17 protein-coding genes are annotated in these 18,758 nt (G+C 59.7%); 15 read left to right on the top strand and 2 right to left on the bottom strand.

Translation table 11 applies throughout. The features are described from left to right. From VEZ38_RS10035 to VEZ38_RS09975, 13 genes are all read left to right on the top strand, one after another. The coding region (locus VEZ38_RS10035) for a hypothetical protein (RefSeq protein WP_324893221.1) at nucleotides 1-1,044 on the top strand (1,044 nt) is incomplete at its 5' end. After that, nucleotides 1,041-1,781 (top strand): creatininase family protein, encoded by a 741-nt coding sequence (locus VEZ38_RS10030; protein WP_324893220.1) that lies wholly within the window; start codon nucleotides 1,041-1,043, stop codon nucleotides 1,779-1,781. The genes VEZ38_RS10035 and VEZ38_RS10030, both read left to right, overlap by 4 nt. After that, nucleotides 1,771-3,840, top strand: a complete 2,070-nt coding sequence (locus VEZ38_RS10025; RefSeq protein WP_324893219.1) for an MGH1-like glycoside hydrolase domain-containing protein — start codon at nucleotides 1,771-1,773, stop codon at nucleotides 3,838-3,840. The genes VEZ38_RS10030 and VEZ38_RS10025 overlap by 11 nt, the downstream gene beginning before the upstream one ends. 152 nt (nucleotides 3,841-3,992) lie before the next feature. Next, the gene (locus VEZ38_RS10020; RefSeq protein WP_324893218.1) at nucleotides 3,993-4,373 is read left to right on the top strand and encodes a DUF6220 domain-containing protein; all 381 of its coding nucleotides are present in this window, start codon (nucleotides 3,993-3,995) and stop codon (nucleotides 4,371-4,373) included. A 24-nt stretch (nucleotides 4,374-4,397) separates the two neighbouring features. Then, entirely contained in the window at nucleotides 4,398-5,873 is a 1,476-nt protein-coding gene (locus VEZ38_RS10015) for a multicopper oxidase family protein (RefSeq protein ID WP_324893217.1), read from the top strand. A gap of 104 nt (nucleotides 5,874-5,977) precedes the next feature. Then, the gene (locus VEZ38_RS10010) at nucleotides 5,978-7,087 is read left to right on the top strand and encodes a HAMP domain-containing sensor histidine kinase (protein ID WP_324893216.1); all 1,110 of its coding nucleotides are present in this window, start codon (nucleotides 5,978-5,980) and stop codon (nucleotides 7,085-7,087) included. After that, a complete protein-coding gene (locus tag VEZ38_RS10005) occupies nucleotides 7,080-7,769 on the top strand; it encodes a response regulator transcription factor (protein WP_324893215.1) in 690 nt (229 codons plus the stop codon). The genes VEZ38_RS10010 and VEZ38_RS10005 overlap by 8 nt, the downstream gene beginning before the upstream one ends. Before the next feature lie 27 nt (nucleotides 7,770-7,796). Beyond that, the gene (locus VEZ38_RS10000) at nucleotides 7,797-8,597 is read left to right on the top strand and encodes a polysaccharide deacetylase family protein (RefSeq protein WP_324893214.1); all 801 of its coding nucleotides are present in this window, start codon (nucleotides 7,797-7,799) and stop codon (nucleotides 8,595-8,597) included. 299 nt (nucleotides 8,598-8,896) lie between these two features. Then, a complete protein-coding gene (locus VEZ38_RS09995) occupies nucleotides 8,897-9,883 on the top strand; it encodes an aldo/keto reductase (RefSeq protein WP_324893213.1) in 987 nt (328 codons plus the stop codon). A gap of 24 nt (nucleotides 9,884-9,907) precedes the next feature. Beyond that, the gene (locus VEZ38_RS09990; protein WP_324893212.1) at nucleotides 9,908-10,705 is read left to right on the top strand and encodes a creatininase family protein; all 798 of its coding nucleotides are present in this window, start codon (nucleotides 9,908-9,910) and stop codon (nucleotides 10,703-10,705) included. A 151-nt stretch (nucleotides 10,706-10,856) separates the two neighbouring features. Further along, on the top strand, nucleotides 10,857-11,597 hold the full coding sequence (locus VEZ38_RS09985; RefSeq protein ID WP_324893211.1) for a hypothetical protein: 741 nt from the start codon (nucleotides 10,857-10,859) through the stop codon (nucleotides 11,595-11,597). A gap of 204 nt (nucleotides 11,598-11,801) precedes the next feature. Beyond that, a complete protein-coding gene (locus VEZ38_RS09980; protein WP_324893210.1) occupies nucleotides 11,802-12,944 on the top strand; it encodes an FAD-dependent oxidoreductase in 1,143 nt (380 codons plus the stop codon). Between the two features lie 25 nt (nucleotides 12,945-12,969). Beyond that, nucleotides 12,970-13,566, top strand: coding sequence for a TetR/AcrR family transcriptional regulator (locus tag VEZ38_RS09975; protein WP_324893209.1), 597 nt, complete (start codon nucleotides 12,970-12,972; stop codon nucleotides 13,564-13,566). Nucleotides 13,567-13,614: 48 nt separating this feature from the next. Here the strand turns inward: VEZ38_RS09975 and VEZ38_RS09970 are convergent, their stop codons facing one another. Next, nucleotides 13,615-14,124 (bottom strand): hypothetical protein, encoded by a 510-nt coding sequence (locus VEZ38_RS09970; protein ID WP_324893208.1) that lies wholly within the window; start codon nucleotides 14,122-14,124, stop codon nucleotides 13,615-13,617. A gap of 217 nt (nucleotides 14,125-14,341) precedes the next feature. On the opposite strand from VEZ38_RS09970, the gene VEZ38_RS09965 reads away from it, so the two are divergent. Then, complete coding sequence (locus VEZ38_RS09965; RefSeq protein WP_324893207.1) at nucleotides 14,342-15,841, top strand: methyl-accepting chemotaxis protein; 1,500 nt, start codon at nucleotides 14,342-14,344, stop codon at nucleotides 15,839-15,841. An 85-nt stretch (nucleotides 15,842-15,926) separates the two neighbouring features. Here the strand turns inward: VEZ38_RS09965 and VEZ38_RS09960 are convergent, their stop codons facing one another. Next, complete coding sequence (locus tag VEZ38_RS09960; RefSeq protein WP_324893206.1) at nucleotides 15,927-16,979, bottom strand: family 43 glycosylhydrolase; 1,053 nt, start codon at nucleotides 16,977-16,979, stop codon at nucleotides 15,927-15,929. 200 nt (nucleotides 16,980-17,179) lie between these two features. Between VEZ38_RS09960 and VEZ38_RS09955 the strand changes: the two genes are divergently transcribed. Beyond that, on the top strand, nucleotides 17,180-18,733 hold the full coding sequence (locus tag VEZ38_RS09955; protein WP_324893205.1) for a sugar hydrolase: 1,554 nt from the start codon (nucleotides 17,180-17,182) through the stop codon (nucleotides 18,731-18,733). Nucleotides 18,734-18,758: the final 25 nt, after the last annotated feature.

Below are 18,758 nucleotides of genomic sequence, written 5' to 3'. Positions count from 1 at the left end.
TCGGGCAAGATGGAATACTTCCATCGGTTGCTTGCGGCGCGCAACGTGCGTTGGATCGGCCATGCGTACGGGCGCACCGGGCCGTTCGGTCCCGGTTACCCGGAGCATCCGACCTGGGCGGACGCGGCGCGCTGCACGGCGATCGAACGGGCGTTCCAGGCGTTCGTCGGAACCGCCGCGAGCCGTCCGCGCGTCGCAATGTTGTACGCTTGGGAAGGCGTCGCATATCGGAACGACCCCTTCATGCATTATCACCGCCTGAGCATGAAGGCGCTTCTTCATAAGATGCTGCTGCATCACATCGAGATCGACGTCGTGCCGACGTTCGAGGATCGCCTCGACCGGTACGAAGCGTTGATCGTGTTGTGGCCGTCCATGCTGCCCGAGGCGGCTTGGGAGCGAATTCGGCGGTATGCGGCGGCAGGCAAGCGCTTGATCTTCATCGGCCCCCCGGCCGCGTGCACGACGGAAGGGCGCGACGTCCGCGCCGAATTCGCGGCGTTGACCGGCGCCGCGCCGAACGGGCGCGAGCGCGCCGGAGTCGCGTACGTCGGCGAATACGAGTACGTGGAGTGGGATCTCTGGTTTACGAGCGAGAAAATCCCGATGTTGTGCTTCCCGCTGGCGCTGCAAACCGGAGGGGACGAGTCCGCGGAAGCGCAAATCGTTCACGACGGACGGACGCTCGGCGTCCGCAAGGGAAACGTGTCGTATTATGCGTTCGAGCTGCCGCTCACCCCTTATTTCGAACCGCTGCTTCATGAACTCGAAGGCTTCCGCGACGTTGCGCCGCCCCCGGGCACGCTGTCCAAAGTCGCTTACGACGAGGACGGCGACGGTGCGGTCCTGACGCTGATCCCGCGTTGGGGCGGTCTCGTCGATGCGAGCTTCGAATTCGGCGGCCGGCGCGTCTCGATTCGCAAAGGCCGGGCGATCGGCCTTCGGTTCGCCGGCGGCCGGGTGACGGACGCGATCGGCGAAGCGGGCGCGACGGTCGAGATCGACGGCGTACCGATCGCATACCGGGAGGTGCCGGATCGATGAGCTACTTAGCGTACATGGGACCGGACCAACTGGAACGCGCGATCGCGGAGCGGTGGCCGGTCGTCGTCCCCGCCGGCTGCATCGAGTTTCACGGCTCGCATCTGCCGTTCGGGACGGACCTCATCCTGGTCGAAGAAATCGTGAAGCGGGTGGAGCCGCACGCGAACATCGTCGTCGCGCCCGCGATCGCCTACGGTCCTACCGGCTATGCGGTCGGCGGACCGAAGACGGGGACGATCGATATTCACGCCGGGGTATTCAAGGACTACGTGAAAGAAATTCTTTACTCGCTATACCGCATGGGCTTCCGCCGCTTCGTCGCGATCGTGCATCACCAAGGACCGGAGGGACCGGAAGGCGTCGCCTTCCGGATGGCCGCCGCCGAAATCTTCAACGAGCTGCATCGCGAACGCGGCGAAGGCTGGTACAGCGATCCCGTTACGCACGCCGTCTGCGGCGATTGGCTCATGGACGTGAGGGTCATGGGCCTTACCGTCGGTCCGTCCCCATGGCCGGGCGGCCATGGGGGGATCAGCGAGACGGAGCCGATGCTGGCGCTGCGCCCCGACGCCGTTCGGATGTCGACGCTGCGCCGCGGCGATTATCCGTGGAATTGGGCGCCCGGCAACGAGGCGGATCAGGCGGACGGAGCGCGGGGCGAACGATGGATCGAAGGGATCGTGCAGGATTGGATCGCCTTCTTCGAGGAAAGCGGAGGGAAGCGGGATGACGAATAACCGAGCGGTCTGGATCTGGTACCCCGGCGATCAGGAAATCTGGCTCCACAAGAAAGTGTCCATGCGGCGGGACGAACGGGGCGTCCTCATTCCGCCGTTCTGGCGGATCGACGGGCACGAGCAGAGCGTGAAGTTCCGACGCAAGGTCCATCTGGACCGGTCGGAACGCGTCGTCTTGTACGCCGAAGGAAGGCATAACGTCGTGATCGACGGCGCGATGGTGTACGAGATCGACGCGTTTACGATTCCGGCGGGCGAGCACGAGCTCGTCGTCAGCGTATACAACCCGGAGACGGTGCCGGCGATTTTGTTGGTCGGGGAGACCGTATGGACGGACGCGTCCTGGCACGTGTCGCGATGCGACCAAGTTTGGCTGGAAGCAGGCACCTGGCAGGATGGCGATCCGTCCCGCCTCCCGTCCGAATTCCGATTCGCGAGACAGCCGCTCGAGCCCGTCCGGATCGAGCGGGCGAGCGGACACGATTCCGACGGACCGACGCTGCTCGCCGACTTCGGCCGGGAGACGTTCGGTTATGTCACGTTGACAGGCGTCGAGGGCGCCGGACGCGTCCGCGTGTACTACGGCGAATCGCTCGAGGAAGCGATGTCGCCGGACGGCTGCGAGACGTTCGACGACGTCACGATCGACGGGTCGACGGTCTCTTTCGAACTACCGGCTTCCCGGGCGTTCCGTTATGTCCGGGCGGTGCCGGACGACGGGCTCTGGATCGGCGGCCTCGCGGCGGAGTACGAATACTTGCCGCTGACGTATCGCGGCGTCTTCCGCTGCTCGAACGAGCGGCTGAACGACATTTGGGATACGGCGGCGTACACGCTGCACTTGAACACGAGGGAGTTTTTCCTGGACGGCATCAAGCGCGACCGCTGGGTATGGTCGGGCGATGCTTACCAGAGCTTTCTGTTGAACGATTATTTGTTTTTCGACGAAGCCGTGACGAGGAGAACGCTCGTGGCGCTTCGCGGCAAGGACCCCGTCGGCACGCACCTGAACTTCATCATGGACTATTCGTTTTATTGGATCCTCGGGGTGTACGACAACTATCTCTACGGCGGCGATCTCGAGTTTCTGCGCGCGATGTACCCGAAGCTGCGCAGCCTGCTCGAGTTTTGTCTCGGCCGGGCGAACGCGAACGGGATGATGGAAGGGCTGCCCGGCGATTGGGTGTTCGTCGACTGGGCGGATATGGAGAAGGACGGCGAACTGTGCTTCGAACAGCTGCTGCTCTGCCGAAGCCTCGAAGCGGCGGCCGAGATGGCGTCCCTGCTTGGCCATGCGGCGGACGCGTCGGCATATGCGGAGCGAGCCCGGACGCTAAAGCGCGACATTTTCGAAGCGTTCTGGGACGATTCGCGCGGCGCGTTCGCGCATAGCCGCCTGAACGGGGTGCGGCGCGAGGCCATAACGCAATATCCGAATCTCTTCGCGCTGCTGTTCGGCTATCTCGACGAGGCGAAGCGGGATAGCGTCATCCGCCGGGTGTTGCTGAACCCCGACGTACCGGCGATCAAGACGCCGTACATGAAGTTTTACGAATTGGCGGCGCTGTGCGAAGCCGGGGAACACCGACAGGTCGTCGAGCGAATCCTCGCGTACTGGGGCGGGATGCTCGATCTCGGCGCGACGACGTTCTGGGAGGAATACGATCCGACGCAATCCGGCGCGGAGCTGTACGCCATGTACGGCCGGCCTTTCGGCAAGAGCCTCTGCCACGCCTGGGGCGCCAGTCCGATCTACTTATTCGGCCGGTATTTCCTCGGCGTCCGGCCGACCTCGCCGGGGTACGCGACGTACCTCGTCGAACCGGCGCTCGGCGGGTTGGAGCGAATCGAAGGCGTCGTCCCTACGCCGAACGGCGACGTCGAGGTCCGCATGGACCTTCGGACGATTCGGGTGCGAGGCGCGGGCGGCGCGGGCAAGCTGCGCTTTCGCAGCGACGCCGATCCGTATTCGGCGGACGGGCGAATCGAAGAGCTCGGAGGAGGCTTATACGAGCTGGCGCTCGAGCCGCAGCGAACGTATACCATTACTTACAGGTGACGACTCCTAACTACTAAGAAGTCCTTGCGAAAGCGGGGGCTTTTTTTGTTATTTAAGAATTTATTAAGAATTCGAGAATCGTGGGTTAAGAACCAAAGCTTATGATGCAGTTGGCGAAAAAATTTCGATGACGTAAAAGATAGGAGCGATGCATGGTGGTCAACACCGCTAGATACATGTTGTTTTGCTTCGCTTATGTATTCGCTGCTGGCGTGACCGCGCAAATCTTGATCGCGGGCATGGCGATATTCTCGGATGCCGATTACTGGTACAGTCATATCGTATTCGTGCGGGCGCTCGAGTTCGTCCCTATTGCGATGCTTGTTTTCTCGGTGTTAGGCAAATGTGCGAACGGAATGCGCTGGAGGAGCGCGCTCCTGTTCCTCCTCGTCCTCGCGCAGTACTTTACCGCGAATGTTCCGGGGGCCGGCGCCGTTCATCCGATTCTCGCCGCCGTCTTGTTTTGGTTGTCGATCTCGACGGCGCGAAACGCCGGAAAACTGGTTTTCGCCGGGAGACCGCGGAAACGATGAAACCCGAAGGGAGCTGCAAATGCCGTGAATCGAAGACTCGCTTTACGATTATTGGTTTTGGCGTGCTGTATCGCCGGCTTAGCCGGCTGCTCGAACGATACGATGGAGGCGCCGAAACTCGAGTTTACAAACTTGTTGAACATCCCCCCGCTCCTCGAGCCGACGATCGATCAAGAGGGCAGAAAGCATTTTACAATCACGATGCAGTCGGGCGCTACCGAGTTCTTCGAAGGGGTCGAGACGCCGACATGGGGGGTCAATGGGTCCTATTTAGGACCGACCGTTCGCGTCTCGCGGGGCGATCGAGTATCGTTCGAGGTCATCAACCGATTGGATGAAGCTTCTACGCTCCACTGGCACGGAATGCGGCTGCCGGCCGCGATGGACGGAGGCCCCCACCAGATGATCGAGGCGGGAGCGTCATGGAAGCCGTATTGGACGATCGAGCAGCCTGCGGCGACGACCTGGTATCATCCGCATCTGCACGAGAAGACCGCGCTACACGTGTATCGGGGAGTTGCGGGACTGTTTCTCATCGAAGACGAGGAATCCCGGAAGCTGCCTTCCGAGTACGGCGTGAACGATATCCCGATCGTCATCCAAGACAAGAAGTTCAAATCCGACGGCGCGTTCAACGAAAATGTGACTCAAGCGCCCTTCGGCATCTTGGGTAATCAAATTTTAATCAACGGTACGCACGACCCGCATTGGAAGGTCGCTTCGAATCGAATTCGTTTTCGATTGTTGAACGGTTCGAATACCAGAGTGTACAAAATCGGCTTTTCCGATAACAGAACGTTCGAATTGATCGCCAACGACGCCGGACTGTTGCCCGAACCGGTGTCTATCGATCGATTGGTCGTAAGTCCGGGAGAGCGCGCCGAAATCGTGGTCGAATTCGAACCCGGGGAGGAGACGCTCTTGCGAAGCTTTCCCGTGAAGAGAGACGGAATTACGCACAGCGACTTCGACCTTGTGAAGCTGATCGCGGACCGTTCGCTCGCGCCCGCTCCGCCGCTGCCCCGGCGGCTCTCCGCCGAGCCGCCGATCGACGCGCAGCATCGCGAAACTGTGCGCACGTTCGATTTCACGACGAAATCGGAGATTAACGGCAAGGCGATGGACATGCATCGAATCGATCATGTCATACCGGCCGGCGCACGGGAAATATGGGTGATCCGCAACCGGGGATGGGACCATAATTTCCATATTCACGACGCGGTCTTCACCATACTCGATAGGAACGGGAGCCCCCCGTCCGCTTATGAACGAGGAAGAAAAGATACAGTATTTATCCCAAGCGGAACAACGGTAAAAATCGCGGTCGATTTCGGACGTTACGCGGATCCCGATACGCCTTATATGTACCATTGTCATCTGCTCTACCACGAAGACAGCGGAATGATGGGACAGTTCGTCATTGTCGAGCCCGGAACGGAAAACCGGGTGCCGAGGCGGCTGCCCGACCGGGGCGAGGCGGAACACGATCATTCCTCCTGATCGAGCCGGATTTCGCGGAATTTTATTCCGTCAAAGGAACACGATATACTAAACGTACAAGGCCGTTATGGAGCGGGCTCCACATTCCCTAGAGGCGGTGCGCGATGTCCATTCGCAAAAAGTTGATCCTCTCGAATATCGCGATGGTCGTCGCCCCCTTCGCGTTATATCTTTTCATCGAAATCATTGCCGGATATATTTTCGTTCACCGGTTAAACCGTCAACTGGTCGGCGACGATCTGAGATGGTTTATGACCGTCCAGATCCTGGGACTCATCGTTGCGATCGCGGTGTCCAACGGAGCGATTACCTACCTCGTTTCGAGGAGTATCCTGCGACCGGTGCGCATGCTGTCCCGGGCGGCGAAGGAAATATCGCACGGCAACTTAGCGTTTACTGTATCGACGACCGGCAAAGACGAAATCGGCGAGCTGGCTTCCGTCTTCGAACAGATGCGCATGAAGTTGCTCGAGGCCAAGCAATTGCAGGCGAAATACGAAGCGAACCGCAAAGAGCTCATCGCCAGCATCTCCCACGATCTTCGGACGCCGATGACTTCGATCAAAGGGTACTCGCGGGGAATTTTGGACGGCGTGGCTCGATCCCCGGAGAAGGTCGAGCACTACGCCCACATCATCTATTCGAATGCCGTCATGATGGAGAAGATGATCGACGAGCTCTTTCTTTATTCGAAGCTTGACCTGAATCAAGTGCCGATGTACTTGGAGGCATTGGATGTAACTCGCTTCTTTCTCGAGTATATAGACGAGTCGGAGCCCGCCTTAAAGCAGGCGGGAATCCGAGTCGTCTTTCCGCATGATGCCGATACTTCTTGCATGGTGTGGGCGGATCGAACGCAGCTCCGCCGCGTCGTGGACAATATCGTGCAAAATAGCTTGAAATACATGGAGAAAGCGACGAAGACGATTGAAATCCGGGTAAGCTCCGAGCTGAACGAGGCGAAGGTCGAAATCGAAGACAACGGTATCGGGATCGCGGCGGCATCCGTCCCACGCATTTTCGAAAGTTTCTTCCGTGCGGACGAAGCGAGAAATTCCTCCACCGGAGGCAGCGGACTCGGGATGGCGATCGCCAAGCATATTATCGAGGCGCATGGCGGGCGGATCGGCGCAGCCAGTACCGAGGGCCGGGGGACGATCATCTTTTTCTACCTTATGAAAGCTGCGGGAGGGGGCGGGAGGACGGATGCCTAACGTACTGATTATCGAGGACGAAAGCCACATCGCCGAGCTGGAGCGAGACTATCTGGAGGCGTACGGAATCCAAAGCGACATTGCGACCACAGGGGAGGAGGGGCTTCGGAAAGCGTTGACGAACGGTTACGATTTAATTCTCCTCGATCTCATGCTGCCGGGGATCAACGGGTTCGAACTGTGCAAGAAATTGCGAAGCGAGGTCGATATACCGATCTTGATCGTTACCGCGAAGAAGGAGGATATCGATAAAATCCGAGGCTTCGACCGCGGGGCGGACGATTATATCGAGAAGCCGTTCAATCCGAACGAACTCGTGGCCAGGATCAAAGCTCATATCGCTCGTTATCAGAGGCTCATTCATAAAGATGGCGACGCCCATGCGATCAAGATCGGCGCGCTGTCGATCGAAACCCGTTCCCGCCGCGTATTCGTCAATGACGTCGAGCGCGTCTTAACGGCGAAGGAATACGAGCTGCTTTCGTTTCTGGCGACGCATTCGAATATCGTCTTTAGCAAGGAGCATCTGTTCGAGCGTCTATGGTCGGCGGATTCCATCGGAGACAGCAGCACGATCACCGTACATATCAGGAAAATACGCGAGAAAATCGAGGAGGACCCGTCGAACCCGAAATACATCGAAACCGTATGGGGCGTCGGCTATCGGTTCAGGAAAGAATAAGGTCAGAAAAAGGTTGGGGGCGAGCGCATGAAACAGATCGTCAAAAGTTTTCCCGGGGGCAAGCACAAGGTGCTTACGATGAGTTATGACGATGGCCGTAACGCGGACCGGAGGCTGGTGGACATTTTCAATCGCTATGGCGTGAAAGGCACGTTCCATCTCAACTCCGGCTTGCTCGGCGTCGGGGATCGGATCGGGGCGGATGAGGTAAGCACCGTGTATGCGGGGCATGAGGTGTCGGCGCATACCGTGACGCACCCCACGATCGCTCGCTCGCCGAAGGAGCAATTGGTTTACGAAATTATGGAGGACCGGAAGGCGCTGGAGCGGCTGACGGGATATACGGTGCGAGGCATGTCGTATCCGAACGGGTCCTACAGCAAAGACATTATCGATTTGTTGCCGCACCTGGGGATCGCCTATGCGCGGACGGTCCAAAGCAGCAAGACGTTCGCCATGCCGGACCGGCTGTTGGAATGGAATCCGACCTGCCACCACAAACATGACTTGCTGGAGACGGCGAAGGCCTTCGATGCGCTGCATAAGCGGCAATACCTGTACATGATGTACGTATGGGGACATAGCTATGAATTCGATGAACAAGGTAACTGGGACGTCATCGAGCGGTTTTGCGAGTTTATCGGGGGCCGCGAAACTATTTGGTACGCTACGAACATAGAGATCGTAGACTACCTGCAAGCTTTCGACCGTTTGCAATTTTCCGCGGCCTGCGACTTCGTCTATAACCCTTCCGCCGCGTCCGTATGGCTCAGCGTCGACGGCGACATCGTCGAGGCGAAGGGCGGGGAGCGGACGTGGCTGGGGTAGATGGCGATTGGATTTGCGATCGTCGCTTGCGCCGGAACGTTATCCACGGGCGTCAACGATTTGTGGGGCTGCGGCGTTAACCGATTACGTGTCATACTTCCCATTAGATTTCTTACCTTCCGTTTGGACGGTGCGGGCGGGGCATCTTTATCAAGGGAAAAGTTTCGAAACGTTAGGGGGCGCGCGGCAAATCGCCTATATTGTTTGGCGGATCGTCCAAGAATACGGCAGGCGCGTGAAGGTACGCTGAGGGGAAAGAACCGAAAGTACCCAAAGGTGTGCGAAAGGATGGGCGCTCGATGAAATATAGGACGTTCGGCAAGACGGGATGGAAGGTGTCGGAAATCGGCTTCGGCGGCTGGCAGCTCGGGGGCGAATTCGGCGCGGTCGACGACAACGATTCGATCCGCACGTTGCTGCATGCATTCGATCGAGGGATCAACTTCGTCGACACGGCGCAGATGTACGGCAAGGGCCGATCCGAGGAAGTGATCGGGAAGGCGCTGAAGCAATACGACGGTCCGCACGTGTACGTAGCCACGAAGGTGCAACCGGTCGTCTGGCCGAAGCCGGACGAGGACGATCCGGATTTCGCGGGGCGATACCCGGCGGCGTATTTGCGCGAGCAATGCGAGGCGAGCCTGCGCCGGCTCGGCGTCGAGGCGATCGATTTGTATCAGCTCCACGGATGGTTCCCTTCCGGTATGCGGGAAACCGAGTGGTACGATACGCTGACGCAGCTGCAGCAAGAAGGAAAGATTCGCGAAATCGGGGTGTCGATCCGCGATTACCGTCCCGAGAACGGCGTGGAGCTGGCGAAGAGCGGCAAGGCGGTCAGCCAGCAGGTGGTGTACAACGTATTCGAGCAGCGTCCCCGGGAGCTGTTGAACCCGGTGTGCCAAGACAACGGCGTCGCCGTGATCGCTCGCGTCCCCTTCGACGAAGGCGCCCTGATCGGCAACTGGACGCCGTCGACGTACGATGAATGGGGCGAGCGCGACGTGCGGAAAATTTATTTCCGCGGCGACCGGTTCGAGACGACGCGGCTCAGGGTGGAGGAGCTGAAGGCGGAAGTGCGGCGGGTGACGGGAGAGCGGTATGGCACGCTCGCCGAAGTGGCGCTGCGCTTCTGCTTGTCCGACCCGGCGGTCAGCGTCGTGATTCCCGGCATGAAGACGCCGGCGGAGGTCGACATGAACGTCGCCGTCTCGGACGGCGAGCCGTTGCCGGCGGAGCTGCTGGAGGCGCTGAAGGCGTTCAACTGGCCGCGGAATTATCATTCGTAATCCGAAGGAGGAGCGAGCGCAATCATGAACGAATTTCACCGAATGCGCCCGGAGCGCATCGCCCGCGCCCGCGCGGAGCGGTCGGTCGCGTACTTGCCGCTCGGCATCCTCGAGTGGCACGGACTGCACAACCCGTACGGCTTGGACGGCTTGAAGGCGGAAGGCTTCGCGAAGCGGCTCGCCGGGGAGATCGGCGGCGTCGTCATGCCGACGCTGTATTACGGCGACAATCGGGCCGAAATTTGCGAGCGCCATCTCGACCGGGACGTGCCGCGCGCGACGGTGCAATGGTCGCCCTACCATCCGGCGCCGGAAGGGGCGCCGACCTTCAATCCGGCGGAAGCCATGGGCGCGGCGCTCGCCGTGCCGCGGGACGGCTTCGCGAGAGACGCGGAGCGCTCGAAGGCGCGCGGCGGCTGGCGGCTCTGGAAGGAGCTCGTCGTCCATACGCTGTTCCAGATCGAAACCTACGGCTTCGAAGCGATCGTGGCGATTCCGGGCCATTACCCGCTGCGCGAGCCGCTGGAGGAAGCGAAGGCGCAATACGCCGAAGAAGGCGGCCGTTGCCTCGTGCTGACGCTGGACGACGCCGAGTTTTCCGACGACGGCAAGGGCGATCATGCGGCCGCATACGAGACGTCGTTGCTGCTCGCGACGGCGCCGGAAACGGTCGACCTCGCGGCGCTCGACCCTGAGCCTTCGGCGCCGCTCGCCGGCGTAGCGCTCGGCGAAGACCCGCGCGAGAAGGCGAGCGCGGCGTACGGCGAACGCGCGTTGGCCGCGGCGGTCCGGGCGATGCGCGAACGGCTGGATCGGCACTAGTCATCCCTATAGCGGTGCGCCCCGAATCCCTCTGCAGAGGCGGTTCGGGGTTGTTTTCTGTTTAGAGCAAGGTCTACCACAGTTTCTACTTTCGGATAATATCTTGCGAAGGACCTTTCGGGTAATCTTGGAACGAAAGGAGCTGAGAGCAATGTTATCCGTGAATGAAGAGAGACTATGGCTGCGATTTTTGTCGAGGTGGGTATACGTATTGCCATTGCCCGTACTGCTTTTGTTCGTCTCCATCGGCATGCTGCTGAGCAAGGCCGGAGATACGCCCGTGGAGCTGGCCTACATGGCGGCGGCGTCCGAACAGCCGGCGGGGCTGCGGCTGCTGGGGCTGGCGATCATCCTATTGTGGGGGTCCGTCACGGTATTTTTCGTCGCGTTGGCGTGTTTGTATAAACGCCAATTCCCGATAAAAAGTACGTTCTTAGGCGTGGCCGGTTTAGGGTTTTTGATTCCGATGTCGGCGGGGAACGTGCAGTGGACGGCTGCGATGGATATGGCCCGGCGTTACGGCGCGGCGGCGACGGAGGAGCAGCGGGACATCGTGAGGCAAATTCAGATGACCGTCTTTCAAATCGTAGAGTCCCGCATCGACTTCTCCAACTTGCTTTGGGGCGTCGGAATTCTTCTGGTCGTTTCGATGGCCCGGGCCACGCATTCGATGACGAAGCTGACGGCGATCCTGTACGTCTTGTCCGCCTCCGTCATGCTCGGCGTGTTCGTCTCCCATATCGTCGGGTTCCCGTTCCCGTTCGTCCTCATTCCGGCGTATTGGGCCGTTACGCTCGGGGCGCATCTCACCTTCGGACGGTCGATCGGGAAGCAAGCCAAGGGACTCGTACCGGAGCCTGCGAACCAAGCGACTTCCGCTCTCGGCCGTTAATGCGAGGAGGGAAGTCGCCCCGGTCCGCCGTTACCGCGATCAAGGCTGCCCCGTTCGGCAGCGAGCATAAGACTTATGAAAGCACCGGAACGCGTCCGGTGCTTTTGTTTTGTCTGGGGTTGACAAAAGAGGAAAAGGGGGTTAAATTTATGAGTGTACTCATAAATGAGTGTAGTCATGAATTAATGGGGAGGGGATGCGTTCATGAAAATCCTAATCGTGGGCGGCGGCATCGCCGGCTTAAGTCTCGCCGGCTTGTTGACGAAGAGAGGCGTCGAGCCGGTTGTCGTCGAGAAGACGGCGCAGTACGGGAAGGCGGGTTATTTTTTAGGGCTGTGGCCGATCGGAAGCAGAGTGCTGCATGCCTTAGGCGTGTACGATCAATACGTTGAAGCGGGATATCCGATTTCAAAATACAAGGTATATAGCGAGAACGGGAGGGTCTTGAAGGACATCGAGTTCGGCAATATTTCGAAGCAATTCGGGGAATCGCACCTCATCGCAAGATATAAGCTGTTAGAGATTCTACGGAACGGGTTGGGCGGGTTGCCGATCCGTATGGGGACCTCCGTGGACGACATCCGACAGGACGGCCGTAAGGCGCTGGTCACGTTCACCGATGGCCGCCAGGAAACCTTCGATCTCGTCGTGGGCGCGGACGGCATCCACTCCCGGGTCCGCAGCCTTGTATTTGGAGAGCTTCCGCTTCGCCGCACAGGTTGGGGCGGGTGGGGGTTTTGGGTCGGGAAGGAACATCTGTCTTGTCGCGCGGACGCCGCGGAAATTTGGGGAAGGGGCAAGTTTCTTGGGATCGGGGCTACGCAGCAAGGGTACAGCGGAACGGCCATCGTTCCGATCCCCGAGCGGCTGCCCCAGTCGCGGGAAGAAACGTTATCCTTGATTCGGAGCCGATTCCATTCCATGGGGGGAACGCTGGTTCCTTCCGTCTTACGCGCGCTGGATTATGCCACCGATGTGAATTTCTTGGAGTTAAGCGACTTCAGTACCGAGCGGTGGGCCGACGGACGCGTGGTCTTGATCGGGGACGCGGCGGCGGGTTTTCTTCCGACAGCGGGCATCGGCGCATCCATGGCGTTGGAATCCGCAGCGGTGTTGAACGATGAGTTGTCCAGAGCGAGCGTTAAGACCGTCGAGCAAGCCATCGCCCTCTTCGTGAAGAGAAGGAAGAATCGAATCGACAGCATCCAGCGTAATTCCAGAAACCTGGCTCGTATTATGTTTACGAAGAGTGTTGTCGTCTCGGGCGTTCGCGACTTGACGATGAGGCTTGCCAGCGAGAAGATGTTGTTTAAGGAAATCGCCGAGCATATGCTTGTACCGATTTAATATGAGATGAAGTTGGTGTGGCGGCATGAGCCTTCGCGATAAGAAAAAGGCGGAACTTCGGGGAAGAATCCTAGCAGCTGCCGAGAAATTATTTCTGGAGCAAGGGTACGATAATACGACTACGAGTCAAATTGCGGCAGAGGCCGGCGTCGCGTCGGGCACGGCGTTTAATTATTTCGACTCCAAGTCGGAGCTGTTGCTTGCCGCTTTCGCGGAACGGCTTCGCGCCGGCGGCGAACCCCTCGGGCCGCGCCCGGCGACGGACGATCCCGTGGAGATTGTCTTTCCGTTCATCTGGCACTATTCCCGGCAGCTGACCGCGATCGACAAGCCATTGCTGAAGGAGCTGCTGCTTGCCTTTATCGCGGCCTATAAAAATAACCCGGTGTTGTTCGGGGAACTGCTTCAAGAGGACCTGAAGGCCGTGAACGATATACAGCTGACGCTTCAGGAATTGAAGGCGAAGCGTCTCCTAAGCGCAGCCTTTCCGGACGAATTGGCCGTGGAGTTAATTTATAGCGCAGTCGTCTACGAGTTCGTTCGATACGCCTTTACCGACGGTACGGATGAACGCCTCTTGAAGGAGCGTATCAAACAAAAACTGGCTTTTCTTTTGCGTTAACGCAAGGGCGAGCTTCGATGTAAGCTCGCCCTTCTTTTAACGGTATGATCAGCCGCGGGAACGATGCTCCACGTCGTCGCCGCTGGGGAACGCGATCTCCAGCGTGCAGGATGCGTTCGCGCCCGAGGAGATCTTTTTAATCCGCCCGCGCACGGGCTGCCCCGACTTGAACACTTCCGCGTATTGCTCCGCGAAATATGGAGCGATTAAGCCGATCTGGCCGAACTTCGTCCAAACCTCCAGCCGGTTTTCGTGTCCGGGCGCGGGATTGTATTTTACGGATACCTCGTCCCCCCGGTAGCACTTGTCGAAAATCGCTTGGCGATCGGTACCGTCTTCGTTCCTGCCCTCCAGGTCGAACAATTCGAACTCCCTGTAGTCGACGTCGTCCTCCGGCTCGTCGCTCGGTCGGCTTTGCTCCATTCTGCGTTGTTTCAGCCAGCCGAGCAGTGTCAGCAAGGCGACGAAAAGAACGAATAGCGACCAATGCACGGCCAGAAGCGCCAATCCGAGCGCAAGCTTAATGATCCATTTCACAATCGTCCAAACCGTCCGCATGTCGTTCCTAAGCCCCCATGAATCGTCTTTGCCGATGTGTTGCCTTAAAATATTTTCTATTATACCAAATCGCGGCCCGGATAGGGTAGAAACCTGGGTCTGCAGTTGGTTCAGCGGGAGGACGAAAAGTTCACACGCGTATATTACTATATTCAAGCGTGAAAGAATCGGGTAATATCTCTGTTATTATATCCGACGGAAGAAGGCACTAAAGATAATGGCAACAGCGTACGAACGATTAGGCACCCGTTTGCTCAGCCTGACGGTCATCGGCATGTTCGGTTCGACGATTCCGATGGCGGTCGGCGTTTATTTTCTGCAATTGGTGGACATGTCCACGCTGGTCCGGTTCGTCGGCGTAGCGGTAGTCGCCTCGGTCGCCCTGTACGGGATTCAGCGTTTCCTAAACCGATACAACTATGCGAAATACCTTGTCATTACGGTCGTCTTTGCGGCTTCCCCGTTCGTGGTGTCGAGCATCCCATCGTTTCATAGCTGGTACGTCGTGTTTTTGTACGTCATGTTCTCGATGATTTACTTTAACTGGCGCGTGGTTGCCTTAGCGGGCGTATACGCGGCGTTCGTCCTTACCGGACTGGTCATGTGGAGCCCTTATTTCGCCGACGCGGGACGTTCGTTCATCGACCTTCTTGTCGCCTACGTCATCACGCTGATGTGCTGCGGAGCGGGCGTCGCGGTTTCCGTCGTCGGCGCCAAGGTCGTCCGCGACGTAAATGAGCACCTGGCGAATGCGCAGGCGCAGCGGGAACGGCTCGTCGGACTGTTCGGGCAGCTGAAGGAGCTTGTCGACGAATTGGCCGGCTTCTATCGGAGCTTGCAGCATCACGTGCGTCTTACGGGGCAGGCGACCGACGAGATCGCGGTCGGCTTTACCGAGGTTTCCGAGGGGATCGACCGCCAAAGCGCTTCCGTGAACGACATGCAGGGGTATGTGCAAGAGCTCGATGCGAACGTGCTCGTCGTCGCCGAGTCGGCGGCGACGGTGCAGCACGTATCGAACGAGATGCTGTCGATGACGGTAACCGGTTCCGAGCGGGTCGCCGAGATGGCGGAGGGCTTGTCGGCGGCGGAACTGGATCTCCGCGAAACCGACGCGCTCATGCGGGAGTTGACGGAGCGGAACAACCAAATCGAAGCGATATTAAAGACGATCGGAGACGTCTCGAATCAGACGAGCCTCCTCGCGCTGAACGCCGCGATCGAAGCGGCCCGGGCGGGGGAACACGGCAAGGGCTTCGCGGTCGTCGCGTCGGAGGTGCGAAAGCTCGCGGATCGGTCGCGCGCGTCCACGGAAGAGATAACTGCGATACTGCAAGGCATCGTCGAGCAGACGGGGCAGCTCAACCGAAGGCTCGCCAGCGGCCAAGCCGCCTTCGCGCGAGGGGAGTCGGCCGCCAAGGTCGCTGCGGACGTATTCCGGCAGATGGAGCGCTCGACGCGGACCGTCGCGGGCCGCGCGAACGACGTGCAAGCGCAGACGGCTTCGCTCCGGCAGCTGTCCGGCGGCATCGTCGATGGCATGACCTCCATCGCGGGCGTTGCGGAGGCGTCGTCCGCGGCGGCGGAGGAAATTTTCGCCGCCGTCGAGGAGCAACGCGCGTTGGTGGGAGACGTCGTGAGCCGCTTCGAGACGCTCGAAGCCGTCATTCGCCGGATGGAGCGTCTGGTAGGAACGGACGGCGGCGCCGCATCGTAGCTCGGACTTGCATACGGGGCATTCCCCGGGAAATCGATCGCATGAGCAAAGGCGCTCTCCGCCATTACGGGAGCGCCTTCCTATATTACTCGTAATCCTCGATGCACCATTCGTCCCGCCAGTCGAGGTACGCCATTCTGCCGTCGAACCGGAAGGGCAGCCAGACGTATCCCGACTTCGTCGTGTCCACCGGCTGGAAATGATCGACGGTCGGATCGAGCCCCTTCTCCGGATTAAAGATTTGGTCGAACCGCTCCGCCGCTTCTTCGTACGTCGCCGGATTGCCCGGCGTATGCTCGTTCACCCAGCGGTCCGCCAGCGCGATGTACAGGTCCTTCTTACCCGGGTGTTTAAACACGGAACAAATTTGCGAACGGAAGGACGTCCGGGAATCATCCCCGACATGCGGGTCGCCGAGCACCTCGAACGGACCGTGATACGTCTTGGCGCAAGCCACCTCGGACGGATTCGGAAAGTAACCGGTCGTGCCGGAGGTGACGAGGTAATGCCAGCCCTTCCGGTAGAAATGCGCCGGCGCTTCCCGAACGTACGGCGGGTGGGGCAGCGGGAAGTGGGTGGAGTAATACCCGGTGACGTTCGTGTAATCGTCCGTCAAGTCCGCGCAAATCATCTCGCTGTGCACGCGTTCGAAATAGTAATAAGCCTTGCCGTCGTGCGGATCGACGACGAGGTCGAAGTCGCCCGCGCTCATGCCGAGCGGCTTCAATCCGTCCCGCACCATCGTGTATGGGCCGAGAAGCTCGTCGGCGACGAGCACGGTCGATTTCTGCGAGGCGTCCGGCTGCATCACTTTCAGCCAGCACACGTACTTCTTCGTGAAACGGTTGTAAATGATATGCGGCCGGTCGACGCATTTGGAAGGGTGCAGGGAGGAGCTCGGATCGTCCGGCACCGGCGGAATGATCAGTCCCTTATCCTCCCAGTTGTACAAGTCCTTCGACGCGTAGCAACGGACGCCCCAGTGCCAAATGCCGCTGCCCGGGACGGATTTTTCCTTATTTTCGCCGTACCAGTAGTAAGTGTCGCCGACGCACAGAATGGAGCCGCCGTGCGCATGAATGGGCTTGCCTTCCGTGTCCAGCCACGCTTGTCCCGGTCGTATCGAATCGTAAACCATCGCTGAGTCCCCCTCGGTTTCCGTTGATGTCGTTATGCAAAACCATCTTAATACGCCGTCGAAGCGATGTATATTTCACATTGTTTGGTTTTCTGTCCTTCTGTTTGGGACTCTTCGAACCGGGATATACAGGGCGGACGACCCGCTTTATAATGGGAAACACAGTGAGACCCATCAGGGGAAAGGGGTGCCGCGACGCAATGCAGATCCAAAAAGCGTTCGTAACGAAAGCGGAGCGCCTGACGCCGGCGCTGTTCGAATTCGAGACGCTGCCGACCGCGGCGGTCGAAGCCATCGCGGACGAGCAGGCGTTCCAAGGCTGGCGCATGAAGAAGACGGATGATTATGAAAACGTTCTCCACCGCTCGTTCGGCAAAGGCGAGAGCGTGACGCTCGATTTCGGCGACCACCTGGTCGGATACGTATCGTTCGCCGTGGAGGCGGTCGGCAGTCCGCCGGACGCGCCATTGAAGCTGAAGCTCGTCTTCGGCGAGATGCCGTGCGAGATCGGGGAAAACTTCGCCGATTACGACGGTTGGCTGAGCAGCGCTTGGCTGCAAGAGGAGACGATCTTTATCGACGTGCTGCCGGCCGTCGTCCGGCTGCCGCGCCGGTACTGCTTCCGTTATTTGAAGGCGACCGTCGTCGACGCGTCGCGAAAATATAAAGCGCGGTTTACCGATTTCCGCTGCCGGACCGTGACGTCCGCAGACGTCTCGAACGTGCCGCCTCTGCCGGACGGCGTGCCGGAAGACCTCGCCGCGATGGACCGCGTCGCGATCAAGACGCTGCGGGATTGCATGCAGACGGTGTACGAGGACGGGCCGAAGCGCGACCGGCGGCTGTGGATCGGCGATCTGCGGCTGCAGGCGCAGGCGAATTACGCGACGTTCCGCGACCGGGACGTCGTCAAGCGCTGCTTGTATTTGTTCGGCGGCATGCCGCTCGAGAGCGGGGCGGTCGGCGCCTGCGTCTTCGAGAAGCCGCAGCCGCACGTCGACGATACGTGGCTTTACGATTATTCGTTGTTTTTCGCCGCGACGCTGTACGATTATTACGAGGCGACGGGCGACAAGGAAACGCTCGAGGAGCTATGGCCGGTCGCCCTGCGGCAGCTGCGGCTCGGCGCGGAACGGCTGGACGAGCGCGGCGTCGTGAAGGACGACCCGTCGTGGTGGTGCTTTATCGACTGGCAAGGAGACTTGAATAAACAAGCCTCCGCGCAGGCGGTCCTGATTTACTGCTTGAAGCGAGGGCGCGCGCTGGCGGAGGCGGCGGGCGACGCCGAGGCGGCCGCGTGGATCGAGGGCGAGACGAACCGCGCGGCGGAAGCGGCGCTGGCGCACCTCTGGGACGCGGAGCGGGGCGTCTTCGTCAGCGGCGACGCCGCCCAAGTTTCCTGGGCGTCGCAGGTGTGGATGACGCTGGCCGGCGTGCTGGAGGCGCCGGAGGCGTCGGCCCTATTCGACCGGCTGCACGCGAACCCGCCGGCCATCGGCATGAATACGCCGTATATGTTCCACCATTACGTCGAGGCGTTGTTCGCCTGCGGGCAAGCGGAGCGGGCCTGGGAAGAACTGCGCGCGTATTGGGGCGAGATGCTTCGGGACGGGGCGGATACGTTTTGGGAGCTGTACAATCCGAAGGACAAGCGGTTTTCCCCGTACGGCAGCAACCTGATCAACAGCTACTGCCATGCTTGGAGCTGCACGCCGACGTATTTCATTCGCAAGTACTGGAAGCCTGCGGCGTAAGGTCGGCGCCGACCCAACCCGTTAG

This window comes from Paenibacillus sp., from assembly GCF_035645235.1.
GTDB lineage: Bacteria > Bacillota > Bacilli > Paenibacillales > YIM-B00363 > Paenibacillus_AE.
This window is presented reverse-complemented; position numbering and strand designations above follow the sequence as displayed.